Here is a 19,177-nt window from a genome sequence, read left to right on the forward strand (position 1 = left end):
ACAGCCAATAGAATATGCCAATTCTCCGATTTGAAACAGAGCCGGGTTTCTTTGTCACAGCCGACGCTGAAGGTGACTCCGCCAACCCGCCTGTTTTACTGCTGCATGGGGGTGGGCAAACACGCCATTCTTGGGGCGATACTGCACGCTTTCTGGCCGATGCCGGCTGGTATGCGATCGCTCTCGATGCACGCGGCCACGGTGATAGCGACTGGTCGACCGAGGGGCATTACGAGATTGACTACTTAGCCCGTGATTTACGGGCTGTGATTGCTCAACTCAACCAGAAACCTGCTCTGGTAGGTGCATCGATGGGTGGCATGACGGCACTTATCGCCGAAGGTGAACGGCCAGCCGATACTGACCCTATCTGTTCGGCCATTGTTCTCGTCGATATTGCTCCGCGCGCGGAGCAGAAGGGCATCGAGCGAATTTTTGCGTTTATGAGTCGCAACTTGAACGGCTTTGCCAGTCTGGACGAAGCTGCGGAAGCAGTAGCCTCCTATCTTCCCCATCGCCCCCGACCGTCGGATCATAGTCGCCTTGAGAAAAATCTTCGCTTTCGTCAGGGCAGGTATTATTGGCATTGGGACCCTAGCATGCTCAATTTATGGCGCCAGCATACGGGACCTGCTCACAATACCCGAAACGAAGAACGACTCTACCGGGCTGCCCACTCGTTGACGGTTCCGACGTTGATTGTGCGGGGTGGTATCAGTGATGTTGTGAGTGAAAAGGTGATGATCGAATTTTTAGATACAGTGCCTCATGTTCAGAGCGTCAGTGTAGCCGATGCCGGCCATATGGTTGCCGGAGACTCAAATCATGCATTTACGAAGGCCGTCATAAACTTTTTAACAAGTGAATTAGCGACTAAGTAATTGGCTTATTCAAAATGAAAAACGTCCCCCGTATCCTGACAGCCTGGACCATTTACGACTGGGCTAATTCGGTGCATTCACTGGTCATTGTATCCAGTATTTTTCCCGTTTATTTTTCGGCTACCGCCCTCAATGAGACTGGTGGCCCGATGATTGACTTTCTGGGGCTTTCGATCAAAAATTCGGTCCTCTTTTCATATACCGTCTCGGCGGCTTTCCTGTTTACGGCCCTGCTGTCGCCTGTTTGCTCGGCCATCGCCGATTATAGCGGACAGAAAAAAACGTTCATGAAGTTTTTTTGCTATACGGGGGCCATTAGTTGTAGCCTGCTCTATTTTTTCACTCAGGAAACGACCACGTTAGCCGTTATCTGCTTCTGGCTGAGCCTGATTGGCTGGAGTGGCAGTATTGTTTTTTACAACTCATACCTGCCCGACATCGCCACCGAAGACCAGTTCGATCGGGTGAGCGCCCGCGGTTTTTCGATGGGCTACATTGGCAGTGTTGCGCTGATGATCCTGAATCTGCTCGTAATCCTTAAACGCGACTGGTTTGGTAATATCTCCGAAGGTATGGCCTCCCGTATCGCTTTTCTGACGGTCGGGCTTTGGTGGATCGGTTTTGCGCAAATTCCGTTCAGTCGACTACCGGACGGAACAAGGAAGGTAAAAAAAGCGGGCAATTACATTCTGAACGGATTTAAAGAACTGCGCCACGTCTGGGCTGAACTTCAGGACCGACCGCTGGCCAAACGGTTTCTGATTTCTTTTTTTGTCTACAACATGGGCGTTCAGACGGTAATGTACGTAGCAACCATTTTCGGGAGCGACGAGCTTAAACTACCCGGCCAGAGCTTAATTATTACGATTTTGCTCATCCAGCTGGTTGCCATTCCCGGTGCCTATGGCTTCTCCCGATTATCGGAACGACTGGGAAACACTTACGCCCTGATGACGGCTGTAGTCATTTGGATCGCGATCTGTGCCTGTGCCTATTTCGTACAAACCGAATCCCAGTTTTTTGCCCTTGCTGCCGTTGTTGGGCTGGTTATGGGCGGTATTCAATCACTCTCACGTTCGACCTATTCTAAACTGATTCCGGCTTCGAACGATACCGCTTCCTATTTCAGCTTCTACGACGTAACCGAAAAATTATCCATCGTGTTTGGCACCCTGGTCTACGGTCTGATCGAGCAGGTAACGGGCAGTATGCGCAACAGTGTTCTGGCCCTGTTAGTCCTGTTCGTGATCGGGTTTGTACTTTTAATGCGAATTCCATCACAAAAAATTTACGGTGTACGTTTGGAGAACGCAGAAGTTTTGTAAGTTTGCAGCCCCGGAAGCAAGTAATAAGTCGTTAGCCGGGGCTTACTCATTCATAAAGGAGGTTAGCTCAGTTGGTTCAGAGCGCTGCTTTGACAGAGCAGAGGTCAGCGGTTCGAGCCCGCTACTTCCTACAAAGAGGGCTGGTCACGTAAATTCGTGACCAGCCCTTCTTTTTTATCACTGGCTTACCTATTGGCTCCGTTTTCTACATCGATTGAACGGATTGCCCTCGCCAACAACATACTGCTGCAAATCAGCACGGGCAGCAAGGTTTCCTACTTATCACAGTTTTTCACTGGTGATTCCTTTGTCTACAACCGTTAATTATGTTCAAATAGTCACCTGTTGTTCTGTCAAACTCTCCTCTTATACATCGTCGGTAACGGATTACTAGCTACCCAACTATATTTGTGAAGGGAGCTAGCTGTTTCTGAGCATATCGCAAAATCGTACTGTATGAATAGGCATGCGCTGCTAACAGCGAACATCCTTTCAAGTTTCCATTGATGCGGCAAATCAGGTTCAGTAGTGCTTTCTGATAATACCTAGTACCTGCATCCCGGCTACCCAGATACCTATGGATGGCGATCCTAATCAAGTATAGTTTAAAAATCACTTACAACGATGAATGTGTTCTACAAACAGGTATTTATCCCATTACTGGTATTATTACTCGCAACAAATCTCATTAGCCATGCCCAAACCCGCATCAAGGACATCAGGCCAGGAGCCAGCTCGTCTTCTCCTGAACAACTGACCAGTATTAACGGTACTTTGTATTTTGTCGCCAACGATGGTATCCATGGCAAAGAACTCTGGAAATCGGACGGCACGGAGCAGGGCACGGTTCTGGTTAAAGACATTACTTCAGGTGTAGAAGACGGACAGGTTCAACATCTGACGAATGTAAATGGGATATTATTTTTCAGCGCTAAAATTATCAGCGCGTTCGGGCCGGCAAATGAGCTTTATAAATCGGATGGGACAGCCGATGGCACAGTCGAATTGTTAGACGGACAAGGCAATAAAGCTGAAAGTAAAAATCCAGACAATCTGACGAATCTGGGCGGTATTCTCTACTACACCAATACCCTTTCACTGGGTGGCTATAGCTACACCAATCTCTTGAAATCCAATGGAACCAATGCGCCTGGTACTGGACGAATTACATACCTACCCAGTGAACCACCTAACTTTTTTAAAATCTCGCAATTAACAGTTCTGAACGGTATCCTTTATTTCACCTATGGCGGAGCTCTCTGGCAATCAGATGGTTCACTAGTGGGAACTGTTAAAGTAAAAACTATTGCGCCGGGTCCCGGAAACATCGAAATCCAGAATATGATTAACGTCAACAATACACTGTTCTTTACGGCCGACGATGGTCAAAGTTCAGGGGTAAGAAGGCTATGGAAATCGGATGGCACTGCCAACGGTACGGTAAAACTCAAAGACGGGATCGGAAATCCGGCCGAAGCCCCAAACCCTGCCAACCTCACCAATGTCAACGGGACCTTGTACTATACAAGCTCAATAGCAAAAGGGGGCTATGGCTACTGGGGACTCTTCAAATCCGATGGTACGGATTCTCCCGGAACCAGCTTTGTGGGGACTTTTATTAAATCAACGGCAGACACGCCACTCATCGATACGAATATTCCCTATGATGCGACCGCAAATCAGGCTGCTTCTCCTTCCAGTCTTATCGACGTGGGAGGAACACTCTACTTCGTTTTTGCCGGTAATCTCTGGAAATCGAACGGTACTTCGGCGGGTACGATAAAAGTAGCGAACGCTGTTAACCCGAGTTTGCTGACAAATGTCAACGGAACCCTTTATTTTCTAAGCGGGCCAGGTTCAATTTATAAAACAGATCCGTCGGCCAATTCAGCAGTAGCTGTTTTTACATCGTCAGACCCTACTTATAACCTGACGAATGTAAACGGAACCCTTTTCTTTACCCATGCCGATCCTGCAACAACGGGTGTAGAACTTTATAAGCTGGATTCGGCCTCTCCCCCGTCTGACTTTTCAATTACAGGTGTAACGAATGTGAACTGCTCCGAACTGACGGCTGGTCTGCGTTCACTGACATTCACCCCGACCTATGCCGGTATCAATGGTCAACCTATAAGCTTTTCGGTGGTTAATGAACTATCGCCTACACTTAGCGCAGGGCCTTATACCCTTAGCTTGTATACCGACAATCCAGTCATTACCTTAAAAGCGACCCAGACTGGAACGGCTTCAGAAGTCAGCTATGTGTACAACTGGCTGGCTGCCTGCGAGTCAAATCCTCCACCTTCCGCAGACTTTGCCATTACGGGGGTAACATCCGTCAATTGTGCTACCGTATCAGCTGGTCTGCGTTCGCTGACATTCACCCCGACCTATGCCGGTATCAATGGTCAGCCCATAAGCTTCTCAGTCGTTAATGAACTATTGCCAACCTTCAACTCCGGGCCCTATACGCTTAACCTGTATACCGACAACCCGGTCATTACGTTAAAGGCGACTCAGGCTGGAACGGCTACCGAAGCCAGTTACGTCTACAACTGGTTGGCGGCCTGCGGACAGGGAGCACGAATTGGAGACGAATCTATTTCTGCACTTCAGGTAAAGCTGCTGGGAAATCCAGTGCATAATGCTGTTGATGTTGAGGTAACCAGTGCTGAAGGATCTCATTTAAACCTATCGTTGACCGATATGCAGGGGAATCTGATTGGATATAACAAGACCGAACAGGCTCATGTGACCGAGCGGTTTCGCTTTTCGGTATCCGATCAATCGGCTGGTGTCTTACTGCTACGGGTTAGTACCAATCGTGAAACAAAAACGGTGCGAATCGTAAAAACAAATTGACATGCTAACAGGAAAATACGTGAGAGGCCCGAAAATTGAGGTGATTTTTGGGCCTCTCACGTATTTTTTTCGGGAACCCAGTTGGCCGCACTTTCATAATGGGCAACTCAGTTCGGTATTTTTTCTCTTGTATGCTCGCGGACAACCACCCGTTCTATTTTTCCAACCAGAAATATGTAGGAACAAGCGCCTACTAATCCTAAGGCACCGATAAAGACAAGAGCGGGTTTAAAATTGCCCCCTTTTGCGAGATAACCAATAACGATCGGAACCACGATAGACGCCAGATTTCCCATGAAATTAAAGACGCCACCCGTCAAGCCTATTAAGTGTTTCGGTGACAGGATTGACACAAATACCCACGAAATCAAGGCCATACCAGACCCAAAGAATGCCAGTGCCATGAAGAAAATGATCATGGCGGTATCGTTGGTATAATTGGCTCCGATAATGCTTATCGACAGAAGTAGTCCGGCAATGATTGGAGCCTTTCGGGCGACACTGACCGAGGTTCCGGTTTTAACTAAATAATCGGATACAAATCCAGACAGGAGTAAACCGGCGCAGGCAGCCAGAAACGGTACGGATGCCAGATACCCGGATTTAATGAAGTCCAGACCCCGATACTGCACCAGATACGTGGGGAACCAGGTCAGAAAAAACCAGAGTGTGGCATTAACGGCAAACTGCCCAATATAAACACCCCATAAGGTTCGGCTGGAAAAGACCTGACGCAAATTTGCCCAACTCCACACGGTCTGTGATGTTCCGGACTTCTTCCCCCTGAACAGTCCACCCCCTTCTTCAATATACGCTAATTCAGCCTCATTGACGCCCGAATGCTTTAGTGGGTCACGGTAGAACAGATACCAGATCACTCCCCACACGATACCGACCATGCCGGTGCCAATAAACAAACCTTTCCAGCCCGCATACGCTTGAACGGTCACGAGAACTGGGGTCAGAAATGCCAGTCCGATGAACTGCCCGGAAACATACATGGAAATGGCCGACGCCCGTTCATGATCGGGGAACCAGCTTGTTACGATCCGGTTGTTGATGGGATACGATGGTGCCTCAAATGCACCGGTTGCCAGCCGAAGCGAGAACAAACTGGCGAAACCTTTGACAAAGCCCTGGCACAATGTTGCTATTGACCAGGTAATCAGGCAGAAAGCATAGAGTACACGAGGGCCAAAACGGTCAGCAACCAGTCCGCCGGGAATCTGCAGCAACGCATAGGTCCACCCGAATGCCGAAAAAACATACCCTAACTGCTCGGGAGCCAGTTGTAAATCTTTGCTTAACGCAGAAGCGGCTACCGAGAGGTTACTCCGATCCAGGTAATTGATCACAACATTGACGAATACGAGCGCCAGCATCCCGTAACGTGCCCGTGTTTTAGGGAAGGATATACCTTGCTGTTTCATTGGTTTGAACGGTTGGTTTAGGTACGTTTATGCAAATTCAGGACTGGCGGGCAGACATGACAAAAGCAAATTCACATGCAAATGAAGAGAGTTATTGGCTGATCGAACACATGCGCTATTTAGCCGTCCAGCCTCCATCGACCGTGATCATGGAGCCAACCATGTATGTCGCGGCATCACTGGCCAGGAAGATGGCAGCTCCCTGAATTTCACGCAAAAGTCCCCAGCGACCAAGCGCAGTGGCACCTACAACAAAATTCTTGGCTTCGTCAGTATGGGCAATGGGTTCATTCATTTCGGTCAGGAAAGGGCCGGGACAGATAGCATTTACGTTGATATTGAACGGGCACAATTCTAAAGCAAGTGCGCGGGTCATTTGCACAACGGCACCTTTGCTTGCGGTGTAGGGCGTTCGGTTGGCAAGCCCGACCAGGCCGAGTGTGCTGGCCAGATTGATGATTTTACCACTCCCCTGCTGCTTCATGTAAGGTGTCACAGCTCTGGAGCAAAGCCAGGTGCCATTGACATTAATCTGCATCACTTTTGAAAAATCTTCCGGGGTTACTTCATCGATTGCACCCCGGATATTGATACCAGCACTGTTGATCAGAATATCGATTTTTCCGAACGCGTCAGCGGCTGCTTTCGCCATCCCTACCGTCTGGTCAACATCCGTAATGTCGGCCCTGTATGCGATGGCATTGATGCCGAAATCGCTCACTAGCTGACTGGCTGCATCAATTCCCTCCTGCGCATTTCGATTAACTACCATGATGCTGGCTCCTGCCGACGCTAATCCAGCGGCCATGGCCAGACCAAGCCCTTTGGAGCCTCCCGTAATAATGGCCGATTTCCCACTCAGGTCAAATTGTTTTATTCCTGGAAGTACTTCTTTACTCATCTGGTTGATTCAGGTTGTTTGTATAGCAGAAATGTCTCGCCGATGCGCCCGATTGGCTGATCATTGAGGCTAATTTTTTATTTAAGTCCAATATGATCCTTGCTGTAGGAAAGACAGGCAACAATATTCCCCTCTTCGGCCGCAAGCCGGTTATCAGCCGATAATTGCGAGATTCTTGGCAGGGCCGTTTTGGGCTTGTGCTCCCGGACCATGCGAAGCGTTCGGGCCAGATCGGAACCCGGCACGTTGTCAAACGTAGCCCAGTAATCCGGTTTCAGGCAGGGGATTTCCAGCGGATCACGGGTGATCATTTCCAGGTTGAAGGTGACGGCCGGATTGTGTTTTTTACAGAGTTCAATGATCGTTGGCAAGTTCAGGAGACCCTGTCCCAATGGTACTTCTGAAAGTAGGAAACCATCGGCATATTCTTCTACGGCCATATCTTTCACGTGCGTCGTAAACACATACGGCACCAGCGTCTGAATGACTTCCATCGGGTCTTCAAGCAGGGCAATGCTGTTGCCAAAATCCAGCGTAACGCCTATCCACTCGCTGTTCATCTGCTTGATGAGTGCCACCAGCTCTTTAGCACGCCAGTCTTTGTGATTTTCGACACCGAGTTTGACTTTGTGCTTCCGAAGAACCGGCTCAGACAGTTGCAGGGAAACCAGCGCATTCTTTCTTAACTCCTGAAATGCCTCGGCCGAATGGTATGTTTCATAGCGTCGACCCGATGAACAGACTGTACGTAAAATTTGCGCACCGGCTTCTTTCGCATTGACAACTTCCTGCTCAAATTTTGCGACATCGCCCGGCTTTTTGGGTAAAGCAATCGATCCTTCCAGATACAGGCCAAGCTTCTCCCGCTTTTCGCGGACTTTTTTGGCAAACTCTGCCGACCAGTCGTTAACCACAACCTGCGCTCCTCCTGCTCCAATTTCATGACAATGATCGAGCAGGTCCAGCGCATTCGCGAAGCCGGGATAGGCACTGCTGGGTGTTTTGGGGTTCCAGCGACTGGCGTAGGAGTGAACGACAATACCCATGCCGGTCGTCTTGAAAAAATCGGGCATCTGGGGCATCGAAAGAGCCACTGCTCCGACACCAGCCTTTTGCAAAAATTCGCGTCTATACATCAGATTACAAAATGGAATATTGTGAACAGTCTTTAGTAAGCAGTTTCAGCAGGCAGCAGGCAGTCTTCAGTGGGCAGTTTGCAGCGAGCGGTTGACGGCCCACTAAGGCCTGTATACTGCCTACTGGAGTCCGCCCACTGCACACTTATTTCCCGTTGGCAGAACTGGCTTCAAGCACATACTTATTGAGTTCTTTAGCCGTCCAGGGAACAACTCGACCCTGTGAGGTAACGCGCGTCATACCCACAACCCGTTTGCCAATTGGTCCTGCCTGATTTCCCCATTCGTTTCGGATATAGGTCAGGATGGCGGTTATAGCCCCATCGTCCATCGTCGAATGTGCGGGCATAACGGGAAGTACATCCGGAACATCATACACTTTACCAGCCACATCTACCGGCCCTTCCATGCCGTGTAAGATGATCAGTGACAGGCGTTTCTCATCGCCCAATACCCAATCAGACCCAATCAATGGGGGAGCAAATCGGTTTAAGCCCGCGCCATCTGTCCCATGACAGCCCGCGCATGTGCTCAGGTAATGCTGCCTTCCCAGTGCAAATTGTTTCTGTTCTTCATCGCTTAACAGGCTCTTCTTCACCGAAGCCGTTTTAGCAGCAACATGACCCGGCCACTCGAACATGGCCGACAAGGCACTAAGGCGTGATGGGTCAATACCCGAATTGGCAGCTGTCAGGATTGCGGGTGCCGAAGCCAGCTTTACCGGTTTCAGCTTACCAGCCGAACCTGCTATCGACATGCCAGTAAGTACCGTTTTATCCTGCCAGCTCAGCGATCCTTTTTTAGCATTTAGTCCCGCCAATAGTGCCGTGAGTTCAGCCGTGTTTCGCTTCCGAACGACTGATGTAGTCAGCATTTCCAGAAAAATTTCCTTCGATGGACTCTGCGTCTGCCATTGAGGAGATTTCAGCAGGTTTTGTAAAAAGGCAAATTCCTGATTGGGCAGACTACTGATAACGGCATCCCGTATCAAAGCTGTTTCACCGTACCGGTCAACAATACTCGCCAGCAACGGGTGAGCTGTTTTGGGGTCGAGTGCCCTGGCCGATAATGCCATCTGTAGAATTTGTTCAATCGGTGCTTTCTCCCACTGACTTAGCAGTTGCTTACCCAGTTTTTCCTGAATGATTTTATCAGCTTTTGCAAAAGGCTCCAGTAGCCGCAAAGCGGTTGTACTAACGAGTGGGTCCGAATCAGAAACCAGTGGCAACAGTAGATCGGGGCTGCTCAGTTTCAGCCCGTCCAGCGTCCATAAAACCTGAAAACGGCCCAGATTCGATGCTCCCTGCCGCGCAACACTGGTTAATGCCTCTCGTACGCTTTTGTCGTTGCGTTCAACCAGCAGTCGTTGGGCCATATCCCGATACCAACCATCGGGGTTCGAGAGCTGAGCAACCAGGTCGGTGGGTGACGCTGTAGACAATTTCGCTGGTTTTGAGGAAGTCCAGTTCTCAGGAACGATTCGCCAGATTCGCCCACTATGAACGGGCTGAATCAAATGACGAGCCAGCGTCTGTTCTTTCAGGTATGGGGTTACGTAGGCTCCATGCTGAATAAGTCCCCGGTACATATCGGCCACATACAAAGCACCATCCGGTCCGGTAGCGAGGTTTACCGGCCGAAACCGCTCATCGGTTGATGCCAGAAACTCTTTCCCCGGATGCGGGTCGTGGGCACTGATTAACAAGCCTTTATCTTCAACAATATTTCGTTTGATCAGATTACCGGCGGGTTCGCAGACGAACACATTGCCGTAAAATGCAGTCGGCAGAGCTTTGCCGCGATAAAAAAGGGGGGAACAGGCAGCCGTAAATTCCTGCAAACGTCCTTCTTTATCCAAGGTTCCGGGTATGTAGCCGCGATTAACGGCTGGTGTTGGCCGAATTGGATAGACTCGACGGTCGATCGTCAATCCATAATCGATACCGGTCGTCGGCGTATGGTTTTTATTCCTGGACAAGTAATTTGGGGGAACCAGATCGGCGTGTAGCTGCGACCAGTTGTAGTTGTAATACAGTCGGCCTCTGTCATCATGGCTCATGCCCCACTGGCCACGAAATTCCGTCGAATCTCGCTGTAGTTTTCCATCCATCAGCCGATAGCGAAAGCGGGATTTGGCGTTGTAATACCAGTTATCCATGCTGCGCCAGAGCCCATTTCCCGAATGTTCGGGCAGGCCACCCCCGGCATAATCTTTATCGATCAGAGTTTTTGTATCTGCCTTCAGATCACCATTCAGATCTTTGGTCATCCATAAGGCTTTGTTTTCAACGACCAGCGCCCCTCCCGGAACTAAAGCTAAAGCCCTGGGCATGATCAGACTATCGAGGTATACTTTGCTGACATCCATCTGGCCGTCGCCGTTGGTATCTTCAAGAACCGTTATGCGGCCGGTTGGCTTATTTTCGTCTTCACCGTCTATAGTGGTCATAAAACCACGCATTTCTACCACCCAGAGCCTGCCATCTTCATCAAAGGTCATCACCACTGGCGACTGAACCAGTGGCTCAGCCGCAACAAGCTGAATTTTCAGGCCTGGTTCGAGCTGAAAGGTAGTCAGTTCTTCCGCTGGCGTTCGTGCCGGTGACGGTTCGTCGCCCAACAGGCTTCCAAGCTTCGAGGTAAAGCTTACGAGACAAATAAGGCCAGCACCCAGCAACGAGATATAATAAGCAGGCTTAACCATGCAATAAAGACGACATTACAAGTTTTCAAAAACGTTCGTTACACTAGCAATCACTAGGTACATAAAGCTTATAGGGCTTAACAAATACTTCAACTGTTTCTATAAATTTTACTACTGATTAGTTCATCAAACGAATAGTCATCCTTCTTTGATCAAGAAGAGTAGACACGAATCCATCTGGCTTTTACCCAGTAATTGGGTGATTATGGGATTTAGAGGCAGCTAAGTGGTCAAAGTGTGCTCGATTAACCAGTTACCTCAATGAGCATTGTTGTTCAATTACAAAGGATTAGTTAATCATGTCGAATCGATTTACAAACCAGACAGCCATCGTTACGGGTGGGGCCGAGGGCATAGGTAAAGGCATTGCCAAACGGCTTGCTTCTGAAGGGGCAACCGTCATTTTGTTCGATAAAAACGCGGCTTTACTGGAACGTACGGTCGATGAATATACCGGACAGGGGTATAAGGTTAGCGGGCACGCTGTCGATATTTCCCAGGAAAATGCCGTTGCCAAAGCGGTTCGAACTGTCGGTGAAACGTTTGGTCAACTCCACATCATGATTAACTCTGCCGGTATTGTGGGGCCGACGAATACCAAAATTATCGACTATGACGTAGTTGAGTATGACAAGGTCTACAGCATTAATTTGCGGGGCGCTTTTCTGATGACCAAATATGCGCTGAAAGTCATGGAAACAGCCAATTATGGCCGGATTCTGCACATGGCTTCTATTGCAGGCAAGGAAGGAAATCCGTTGATGGCGGGTTATTCGTCCATGAAAGCCGGATTGATCGGGCTGGTTAAAGGAGTCGGTAAAGAATACGCCGAAACAGGAATTACCGTCAACGGGCTGGCTCCGGCTGTAATCAGGACGGCCATGAACGAGAACACAGCCCCGGAACAATTGGCTTACATGACGGCAAAAATCCCAATGAAACGTCTGGGAACTGTCGATGAGGTAGCTTCTCTGGCAGCCTGGGTCGTCTCCAGAGAAGCCAGTTTTACCACCGGGTTTATTTTCGATCTTTCGGGTGGTCGGGCTACGTATTAAACCTTTCCTGTCAGAGCGGGGTGCGGTGCCACGGTTTATAACCGTGGCACCGCACCCCACGGCACAAGTAGGCACAAGGGAGCTTATTCAGCTACCTCAACGTTTAATTTATAGCGTCCCTGGGCACCCGAATAAGCCGGATCGAAGCTAGCTGTTAACGATGAACCATAGGCTCGGCCGGAGTCAAGGATACGGAGCTTCAATGGTTTACGGTCAGTGCCATAGCGTGCCGTAACGGTATATTTCCCTAACGGCACATCATCGATATACATCCGATCGGGTTTTGCCGTAAGCGCTTTTCCGTTCTTCCCATCCATCAAGGGACCTACGGGCTGTAGTGTCAACTCGACGGCCTCCGTGTCAATTCCCAGGCCAACCACTTCAATTTGTCCGCCATAGTACCCCACATCCCCAAATTCTCCGGTGCGTTCACCGGCAATTTTCAAACTTAGATTACGAACGGCACCCTCCGTCCCCGAAAAAGCCACATCGGTTTCTGAATGAAGATCAAGCACATACCTTTTATTGTCGAACTTAATCTCGGTTGTTCCCCGAATGTACCAGGAGCCGGGCGTCAATTCGAGTTTGTAGCGCCCGGACGCGTCGGTTCGGCCCAGGATATTGTGATTGTAAAACTGGGTGTTGTTGACGACTATACTGGCATTCGCAATGGGATTGCCCTGCGTATCGACCACCCGGCCACTGACAAAACCCTGTTGTGGCGTTAGATTATCGTTCCCGGCAATTTCTTTTTTACAGGCAGTACCGATCAAAGCAAGGGTGGTTATCAGCAGGAATATTCGTGTTTTCATGAGCATTGACTAGCTTGTTTACAGACTAACCGGCGGAGCATTTGCTCCAGTCCGACGAGACAAAACTGTTTTTTTGTTGCTCTGTAAACCAGCCAATTCATTTTGAAGTGATGAATAATAGAGCCCAATCGAATAAAAAGTCCCATGAAACTGCACCTCAGCTTGTCACAAACAGGCAGGATTTTCGCTACGCTGGCAGAAAATAAGTGTCTTTTTTTTCCTGCTTTTCCAACCAGCACCAAACCACCTGACTCTATAGTATAGTTGAAACGTAGTCTCTCACTAAATTAAAACATCTATGACTATGCTAAAAGCAACGCGGCATTTTCTTCTTGCAGTACTAGTTTGCCTGTGCTCGTTTAGCTGTACCACAACCCCTGTTGATACTGACAATCCATCCTCATCGGCCGGTTTGCAGGCGATGCGAGCAAGTTTTGGTTCATTAGCTGGCGAATGGGTACTGACTAATTATAAAAACCAACCACTGGCCCCTACTTTACAAAATCGGGCAACCCTCGTACTTAAGAAACAGACAGATGAGACCCTGGAAGCGGGTGGTCGTAGTTTTGTCAACTATTATGGTGGTTCCTTTAGTCTGGACGAGTCGAAAGGTCTGGTCATCTCCACAGACGGCCTGATTTCGACCAAGATGGCGGGTTCAGCCGAAGACATGCAGGCTGAAACGACTTACTATAACAATCTGGGAAAAGCCATCTATTTTGAACTAGCCAATACTGGCCAGCTTCTGTTGTACACTGGGCCCAAGGGTGACGCCAGCACCGAAGTGCTCTATTTCAGTAAGAAGTAACACATGCCGGGCGTACAAAGACAGAGACCTTTTCCTGGAAATAGGGCCTCTGTCTTTATGCGCCCGGCTTAATTTTGTCAAATCATACTTACCGATTCGCTCATTTCTTTTGCGCCGGTTTTTCCAGGTTCTTCATTACTCTAAACTTCACAATTCTGGCAATCAGGTTTAAGGGCATCGGTTTGTCAAGCGGGAATTGGACCGATCCTTTCGCCCCTTTATACAGAGCAAGTTCTTCTTTGAATGCCTCAATGCCTGTTGGTGTCGGATAAAGGCCAATGTGATTTTTAAAGGCGGCAAAGTGAATCAGGTTCCCGTTCAGCGTGTAAGTCGGCATGGCATACTTGATCGTTTCTTCGGCTTCCGGTGCTGCGTTTTTTATTGTCTCACGAATTTGTTCCAGGCTTTTTTGAATATCGGCTGGAAATCCTGCGATATACTCGTCAATGTTGCTGGGCTTTTCGGTTGTCATACGGTTCTATCGTTTCGTGCAATTTTTACATCCACTGGGCAATAATGAACTGATTCTGCTTTTCCGGTCAATGCGGCTCCGGGTGTTCCAGCACAATGGTCGCGGGTTCCGTACGTGCCCCTTTAAGCTTGCGTGCCCGATCATAAGCACGAAAAACAAACGGCACGATGTCCGTCCCATCGGTTGAGGGGAAAAAGCCGGTCTGGCTATTTAGCGCATTGGTAAATAACACGACAGTCAGGTTGCCAGGCAATTTCATCCAGGTAGTTCGCAAACCAAAATAAGGAACTTTGCTGTCATAATACCACCATCCATCATGGTAAGCCAGATCGCCCAGTGTAGTAGACGCCCGAAAACAGCCTAAATTATTCAGCAACAGCGTATCTTTATACGCAGTCGGTAATACGGATTGGTCGGAGGATGACAGTACACTCGCATAGAGCTTACCCGCTTCCTGAGGTGTCAGATACCAGCCATAAGCGCCCAGTGTATTATAAAAACTTCCGGGGTCCCAGCCTTTCCGGCCCGAATACGGATAGTCGTAATTATAGGTAGGTCCACTCACGGGCTGACTGGGCTGAATATCGGTCAGCCCGATTTTTTCAAAGATATTTTTTTGGACAAACGTAAGATAAAGCTGCTGCGTCCGTCGATCATCGGTATCGTCGTTCCCCGTAAAGACATAGCCCGTTAAAGCCGGAATCAGTAGTCTGAACAGGCCAACATTGGCGTTCTGATAACAATACTGCCCACGATTAGTGGTCTTGACCCCCTTGGCAATCAATTGTTTTAAACCCGAATAAATATTTTCCGTATAACTACCATTGCGACAATCTCCCCCAAGGCCAATGATACCACTCCGGTGGTTGAACAACTCACGAAACGTGATCTGGTCTATGTTCTCCCCTTTTGGCCAGGATTGCGGGAGGTATTTACCAATTTTATCGGTCGTTTTAATGCCTTTCTGAGCGGCCAACTGCGTAAAAGCCATGGCCGTAATTGTTTTGCTCATGCTGGCTATGTGCATTTTCGTATCGATCGAATAGGGCTTCTCACCCTGAGCATCGACGGTTCGGGATTTTAAACCACCATTACCCGATGCTTTGAATTCGTTGCCTTCGTAGATAACGAAGCCATACCCCAGATTCCGGTTCTGGAGCGAATCGGTTAAGGTACGTGCAAACAAGTCGGTCAGTAAGACAGGGGTCGGTACGGGGTCAGCATTCCGCTTACAGCCATAAGCAACCAGCACGATTAAAATCATGCTGATGAAAACGCGGGGCAATAAATAGTACACTCTCATTGCGTTTCAGATATGTTTCGATACACCACCCGTGTTTTCAGAAACGACTCTATTTTGGCAGGAAAACATTCACAGCCGGATGCATTGTGTAGAGTCGGTATTTCTGGCCGTCATTAACTAGAATACCGCTCGATTTGTTGCCGCCAACAAGTGGGTTCCCCGAATATTTCTTCCAGTGAATCAGATCTTTCGACACTGCCACATTAGTCGTCCATTCATGCCAGTCCGCAAACGCCGATGCATGGTAATAGGCGTAATACAATCCTTTGTGTCGAATTACCTGGTTCATGGCAACCGCATATCGGTCATAGTCGCCGGGGCCTTTCGACAATACGGGTTCATCCTGCACATTCGTCCATACCTTCAGATCCTTTGACGTGGCCAGCCAAACTGCCTGATCTTTCCGTTCGTAAAACAGGTACCACACATCGCCTTCCTTCCAGGCCGTTGGGGTTCCATAGGGGCCTTTACTCAGCGGCTGTCCATTGGTGTATCGAATGTTGATCGGTCCTTGCTCTTTCCAGTTGATACGGTCAGTTGATGTCAGTAGATGCGCAATATCATCCTTACCTTCGGCAAACATATAGTATGTTTCACCAGCTTTGACCACCATCATATCTTCTACCCAATCTGACTTAAATATTGGGTTATTCTTCGATCGCACCCAGGTCAGCCCATCCGGCGAAGTTGCATAGCCAAGGTATTTCGTTTTATCGCCACTTTCCCGGTAGCCCGTATACCACAAATGATAGGTATCCCCCTCATGCAGAATATACCCGCGTTCACGAATTTTCAGATCCCAGGTATCTTCGCCCGTACCCGCAAAAACCGGATTGTTTTTATACGGTGTAAATGAAACAAGCTCTGCCGGAAACTCGTCATCGGTATGCAAGCTGGATTGATTCTGGTCAGAAGCTATCCACGCACAGAACAGGAATACCGAAAAAAGCAGGAGTATCAGTCTGGTGTCAGGTAGTCGTTTTCGCATTAGTTGTTGCGCATTTATCGGTTCAGGTTCAGATAAAGTTCTTCTACTTTCTGACGCGCCCAGGGCGTTTTGCGCAAAAAAGTCAGGCTGGATTTAACACTTGGATTGTCGGTAAAGCAGCGGATGGCAATCCGGTCGCCCAGCCGCTGCCAGCCATAATAATCCACCAGTTCATTGAGGATTGTTTCGAGCGTTTTGCCGTGCAACGGGTTGTTGGGCTGGGTGTCTTGCATACTTGTTCGATTGATGATGGTCTTGGTGTCTTTAGTGGGCAGTCAACAGCATATTCGTCAGACATTGTCAATAAATTGCCAGCTCAGGACGGCCTGTTTTGCTCATGGCAAGTTATTGATTTTAGGCTTAGAAACGGTAGTGAATGTGCTTATCTTAGTTTCATGACACCCGACCAATTCACAGTTAACGTAAAATCCTGAATCACGCTTTTATTCGTGAACTATATTTGAGACTTCCAATCAATAATCAACGTAATTCATGGAGTATAGGCAATTAGGGGCTTCTGGTTTAAGAGTACCCGTTTTAAGCTTTGGCACTGGCACGTTTGGGGGCGGTACTAAATTTTTCAAAGCCTGGGGCAGCACGCAGGTCGACGAGGCCAGCCGAATGGTCAATCTCTGCCTCGATGCTGGCGTGAACCTGTTCGATACCGCCGATGTCTATTCCAGAGGTATATCAGAGGAAATTCTGGGAAAAGCCCTCACGGGTCTGCGCGACAAAGTGATTATTTCGACCAAGGCAACGTTCCCGATGAGCGCCGAAACGAATAACATGGGTTCGTCACGCTACCATCTTATCAAATCCTGTGAAGACAGCCTTCGTCGCTTAAACACCGATCACATCGATATCTTCCACATGCATGGCTTCGACGGACTCACTCCGGTTGAAGAAACGCTGCATACACTAAATGGTCTGGTTCAAAGTGGAAAAGTGCGCTACATTGCCTGCTCTAATTTTTCGGGCTGGCATTTGATGAAGTCGCTGGCAATATCCGAAAAATATGGCTGGGCACGCTATATAGGCCATCAGGCTTACTATTCGCTCGTCAGTCGCGAGTATGAATGGGAATTGATGCCACTAGCCCTGGATCAGAACGTGGGTACGCTGGTCTGGAGTCCCCTATCGGCCGGTCGGTTAAGCGGTAAATACCGCCGGAATCAGCCAATACCCGAAGATGCCCGAATTGCTCAGGGTGGTGGCGAAGGTCCTCCTATTCCAGACGATTTTTTTTACGGAATCATTGATATGCTGGACGAAATTGCAGCCGAAACCGAAAAATCGGTAACGCAGGTAGCCTTGAACTGGCTCTTGCAGCGCCCTACGGTTTCAACCCTGGTTGTCGGTGCCCGCAATGAGGAACAACTGATCCAGAATCTGGGAGCAATCGGCTGGCATTTAACGAAAGAGCAGGTTGCCCGGCTCGATGCAGCCAGCCACCGGGACCCTATTTATCCCTACTGGCACCAACGTGCCGTATCCTCGCAAATTAATCCGCCACCTGTCTGGTAAATTCAGTAGGCAGTTCCCAGTCTTCAGTTGGCACTGCTAACTGCCTACTGCTAACTATAAAAAAACATGCCGGTTGTTTATAAAAAACGTTTGGGCATATTCCGCGATCCAGCGGTTCAAAAGGAGTTGCAAACGTTAGATCCAGTCCGCGATCACCAGCGCATGGTTCATCTGCTGACGGCCTATGAATTTCCGTTCGACATTACCCGCGCGCTCGAACTGGCGCTTTTTCATACCTACGCCAGTCCACGCGTGTCGGGCTTGCTGGCTCGCACGGGCGAATTCGAGCGTCATGGACAAAAACGGTACGACGACACGAGTCGCCTGATTTCAGAATTTATGGAGTCGGGTTATGCGAGTGAAAAAGGGCAACGAGCCATTGCCCACATGAATCTGATTCATGGGCATTACCGCATCGACAACGCGGACTTTTTGTTTGTGCTGGCCACGTTTGTTTTTTATCCGATTGACTGGCTCAATCAATATGGCTGGCGAAAACTAACCACCACGGAGGAACTGGCTCTGTTTTACTTTTTCCGGGAAGTTGGCCGTCAGATGAATCTCAGTAACTTGCCCGAAACACCAGCCGAGATGAGGGCGTTTACCGATGCCTACGAAGCGCAGTACTTTCGATACACGGAAAGTAACCGACGGATTGCCGACTCGACCGTAAAGATTGTGCAGGGCTGGTTTCCAGGTTTTTTACATGCCCTGGTACAGCCAACGTTTGCCGCTTTGATTAACGACAAATTGCGGCTGGCTTTTGGCTATAAACTCCCCCCTGGCTGGTTTACCGGCTTAATCAGGGGGGCTTTATGGGTTCGCAAATTGCCCTTACGATGGATTACGTTCAAACCTTACCCATCGCTGATCGAGAAAACGTCGTTTCGCTACTACCCCGCTGGACCACCAGAGATTGAAGCCGTCGGACCAGAGGAGATTATCAGGAAAATCAAGTAATGTAGTCGTTTCATCG

Annotated in this window: 16 protein-coding genes and 1 tRNA gene; 8 read left to right on the forward strand and 9 right to left on the reverse strand. The window is 48.9% G+C overall.

Going from position 1 to position 19,177, the window contains the following annotated elements; translation table 11 throughout:
• Positions 1-14 precede the first annotated feature (14 nt).
• The 4 genes from G8759_RS20270 to G8759_RS20285 all read left to right on the forward strand — a co-directional run bounded on the left by G8759_RS20270 (position 15) and on the right by G8759_RS20285 (position 5,068).
• The gene (locus G8759_RS20270) at positions 15-881 is read left to right on the forward strand and encodes an alpha/beta fold hydrolase (protein WP_167211546.1); all 867 of its coding nucleotides are present in this window, start codon (positions 15-17) and stop codon (positions 879-881) included.
• A gap of 14 nt (positions 882-895) precedes the next feature.
• Positions 896-2,206: an MFS transporter gene (locus G8759_RS20275; protein ID WP_167211549.1), complete on the forward strand. Its 1,311-nt coding sequence runs from the start codon at positions 896-898 to the stop codon at positions 2,204-2,206.
• A 56-nt stretch (positions 2,207-2,262) separates the two neighbouring features.
• A tRNA-Val gene (locus G8759_RS20280) sits at positions 2,263-2,337 on the forward strand.
• A gap of 493 nt (positions 2,338-2,830) precedes the next feature.
• A complete protein-coding gene (locus G8759_RS20285; RefSeq protein ID WP_167211552.1) occupies positions 2,831-5,068 on the forward strand; it encodes an ELWxxDGT repeat protein in 2,238 nt (745 codons plus the stop codon).
• A gap of 107 nt (positions 5,069-5,175) precedes the next feature.
• Here the strand turns inward: G8759_RS20285 and G8759_RS20290 are convergent, their stop codons facing one another.
• The 4 genes from G8759_RS20290 to G8759_RS20305 form a co-directional block, all read right to left on the reverse strand.
• Positions 5,176-6,498, reverse strand: a complete 1,323-nt coding sequence (locus G8759_RS20290) for an MFS transporter (RefSeq protein WP_167211555.1) — start codon at positions 6,496-6,498, stop codon at positions 5,176-5,178.
• A 115-nt stretch (positions 6,499-6,613) separates the two neighbouring features.
• Positions 6,614-7,399, reverse strand: coding sequence for an SDR family NAD(P)-dependent oxidoreductase (locus G8759_RS20295; RefSeq protein WP_167211558.1), 786 nt, complete (start codon positions 7,397-7,399; stop codon positions 6,614-6,616).
• Between the two features lie 77 nt (positions 7,400-7,476).
• Positions 7,477-8,535 carry a sugar phosphate isomerase/epimerase family protein gene (locus G8759_RS20300; RefSeq protein WP_167211561.1) on the reverse strand — a complete coding sequence of 353 codons (1,059 nt, stop codon included), beginning with the start codon at positions 8,533-8,535 and terminating at the stop codon, positions 7,477-7,479.
• A gap of 145 nt (positions 8,536-8,680) precedes the next feature.
• The gene (locus G8759_RS20305) at positions 8,681-11,239 is read right to left on the reverse strand and encodes a DUF7133 domain-containing protein (protein WP_167211564.1); all 2,559 of its coding nucleotides are present in this window, start codon (positions 11,237-11,239) and stop codon (positions 8,681-8,683) included.
• Positions 11,240-11,538: 299 nt separating this feature from the next.
• Here G8759_RS20305 and G8759_RS20310 point away from each other — a divergent pair, with 299 nt between their 5' ends.
• A complete protein-coding gene (locus G8759_RS20310; RefSeq protein ID WP_167211567.1) occupies positions 11,539-12,294 on the forward strand; it encodes an SDR family NAD(P)-dependent oxidoreductase in 756 nt (251 codons plus the stop codon).
• 83 nt (positions 12,295-12,377) lie between these two features.
• Here G8759_RS20310 and G8759_RS20315 read toward each other — a convergent pair whose 3' ends face one another.
• Positions 12,378-13,106, reverse strand: coding sequence for a carboxypeptidase-like regulatory domain-containing protein (locus G8759_RS20315; protein ID WP_167211570.1), 729 nt, complete (start codon positions 13,104-13,106; stop codon positions 12,378-12,380).
• A 304-nt stretch (positions 13,107-13,410) separates the two neighbouring features.
• Between G8759_RS20315 and G8759_RS20320 the strand changes: the two genes are divergently transcribed.
• A complete protein-coding gene (locus G8759_RS20320; RefSeq protein ID WP_167211573.1) occupies positions 13,411-13,914 on the forward strand; it encodes an META domain-containing protein in 504 nt (167 codons plus the stop codon).
• A gap of 100 nt (positions 13,915-14,014) precedes the next feature.
• On the opposite strand, the gene G8759_RS20325 is transcribed toward G8759_RS20320, so the two are convergent.
• The 4 genes from G8759_RS20325 to G8759_RS20340 form a co-directional block, all read right to left on the reverse strand.
• Positions 14,015-14,386, reverse strand: a complete 372-nt coding sequence (locus tag G8759_RS20325; protein WP_167211576.1) for an iron chaperone — start codon at positions 14,384-14,386, stop codon at positions 14,015-14,017.
• A 67-nt stretch (positions 14,387-14,453) separates the two neighbouring features.
• The gene (locus tag G8759_RS20330; protein ID WP_167211578.1) at positions 14,454-15,689 is read right to left on the reverse strand and encodes a serine hydrolase domain-containing protein; all 1,236 of its coding nucleotides are present in this window, start codon (positions 15,687-15,689) and stop codon (positions 14,454-14,456) included.
• A gap of 49 nt (positions 15,690-15,738) precedes the next feature.
• Positions 15,739-16,677, reverse strand: coding sequence for a glycoside hydrolase family protein (locus G8759_RS20335; protein WP_232073883.1), 939 nt, complete (start codon positions 16,675-16,677; stop codon positions 15,739-15,741).
• 14 nt (positions 16,678-16,691) lie between these two features.
• Entirely contained in the window at positions 16,692-16,910 is a 219-nt protein-coding gene (locus G8759_RS20340) for a VF530 family protein (protein ID WP_167211582.1), read from the reverse strand.
• Positions 16,911-17,169: 259 nt separating this feature from the next.
• Here G8759_RS20340 and G8759_RS20345 point away from each other — a divergent pair, with 259 nt between their 5' ends.
• Positions 17,170-18,201, forward strand: coding sequence for an aldo/keto reductase (locus G8759_RS20345; protein WP_167211587.1), 1,032 nt, complete (start codon positions 17,170-17,172; stop codon positions 18,199-18,201).
• 66 nt (positions 18,202-18,267) lie between these two features.
• Complete coding sequence (locus G8759_RS20350) at positions 18,268-19,161, forward strand: oxygenase MpaB family protein (RefSeq protein WP_167211590.1); 894 nt, start codon at positions 18,268-18,270, stop codon at positions 19,159-19,161.
• The last annotated feature ends 16 nt before the right edge of the window (positions 19,162-19,177 follow it).

The sequence above is a fragment of the Spirosoma aureum genome (assembly GCF_011604685.1).
GTDB lineage: Bacteria > Bacteroidota > Bacteroidia > Cytophagales > Spirosomataceae > Spirosoma > Spirosoma aureum.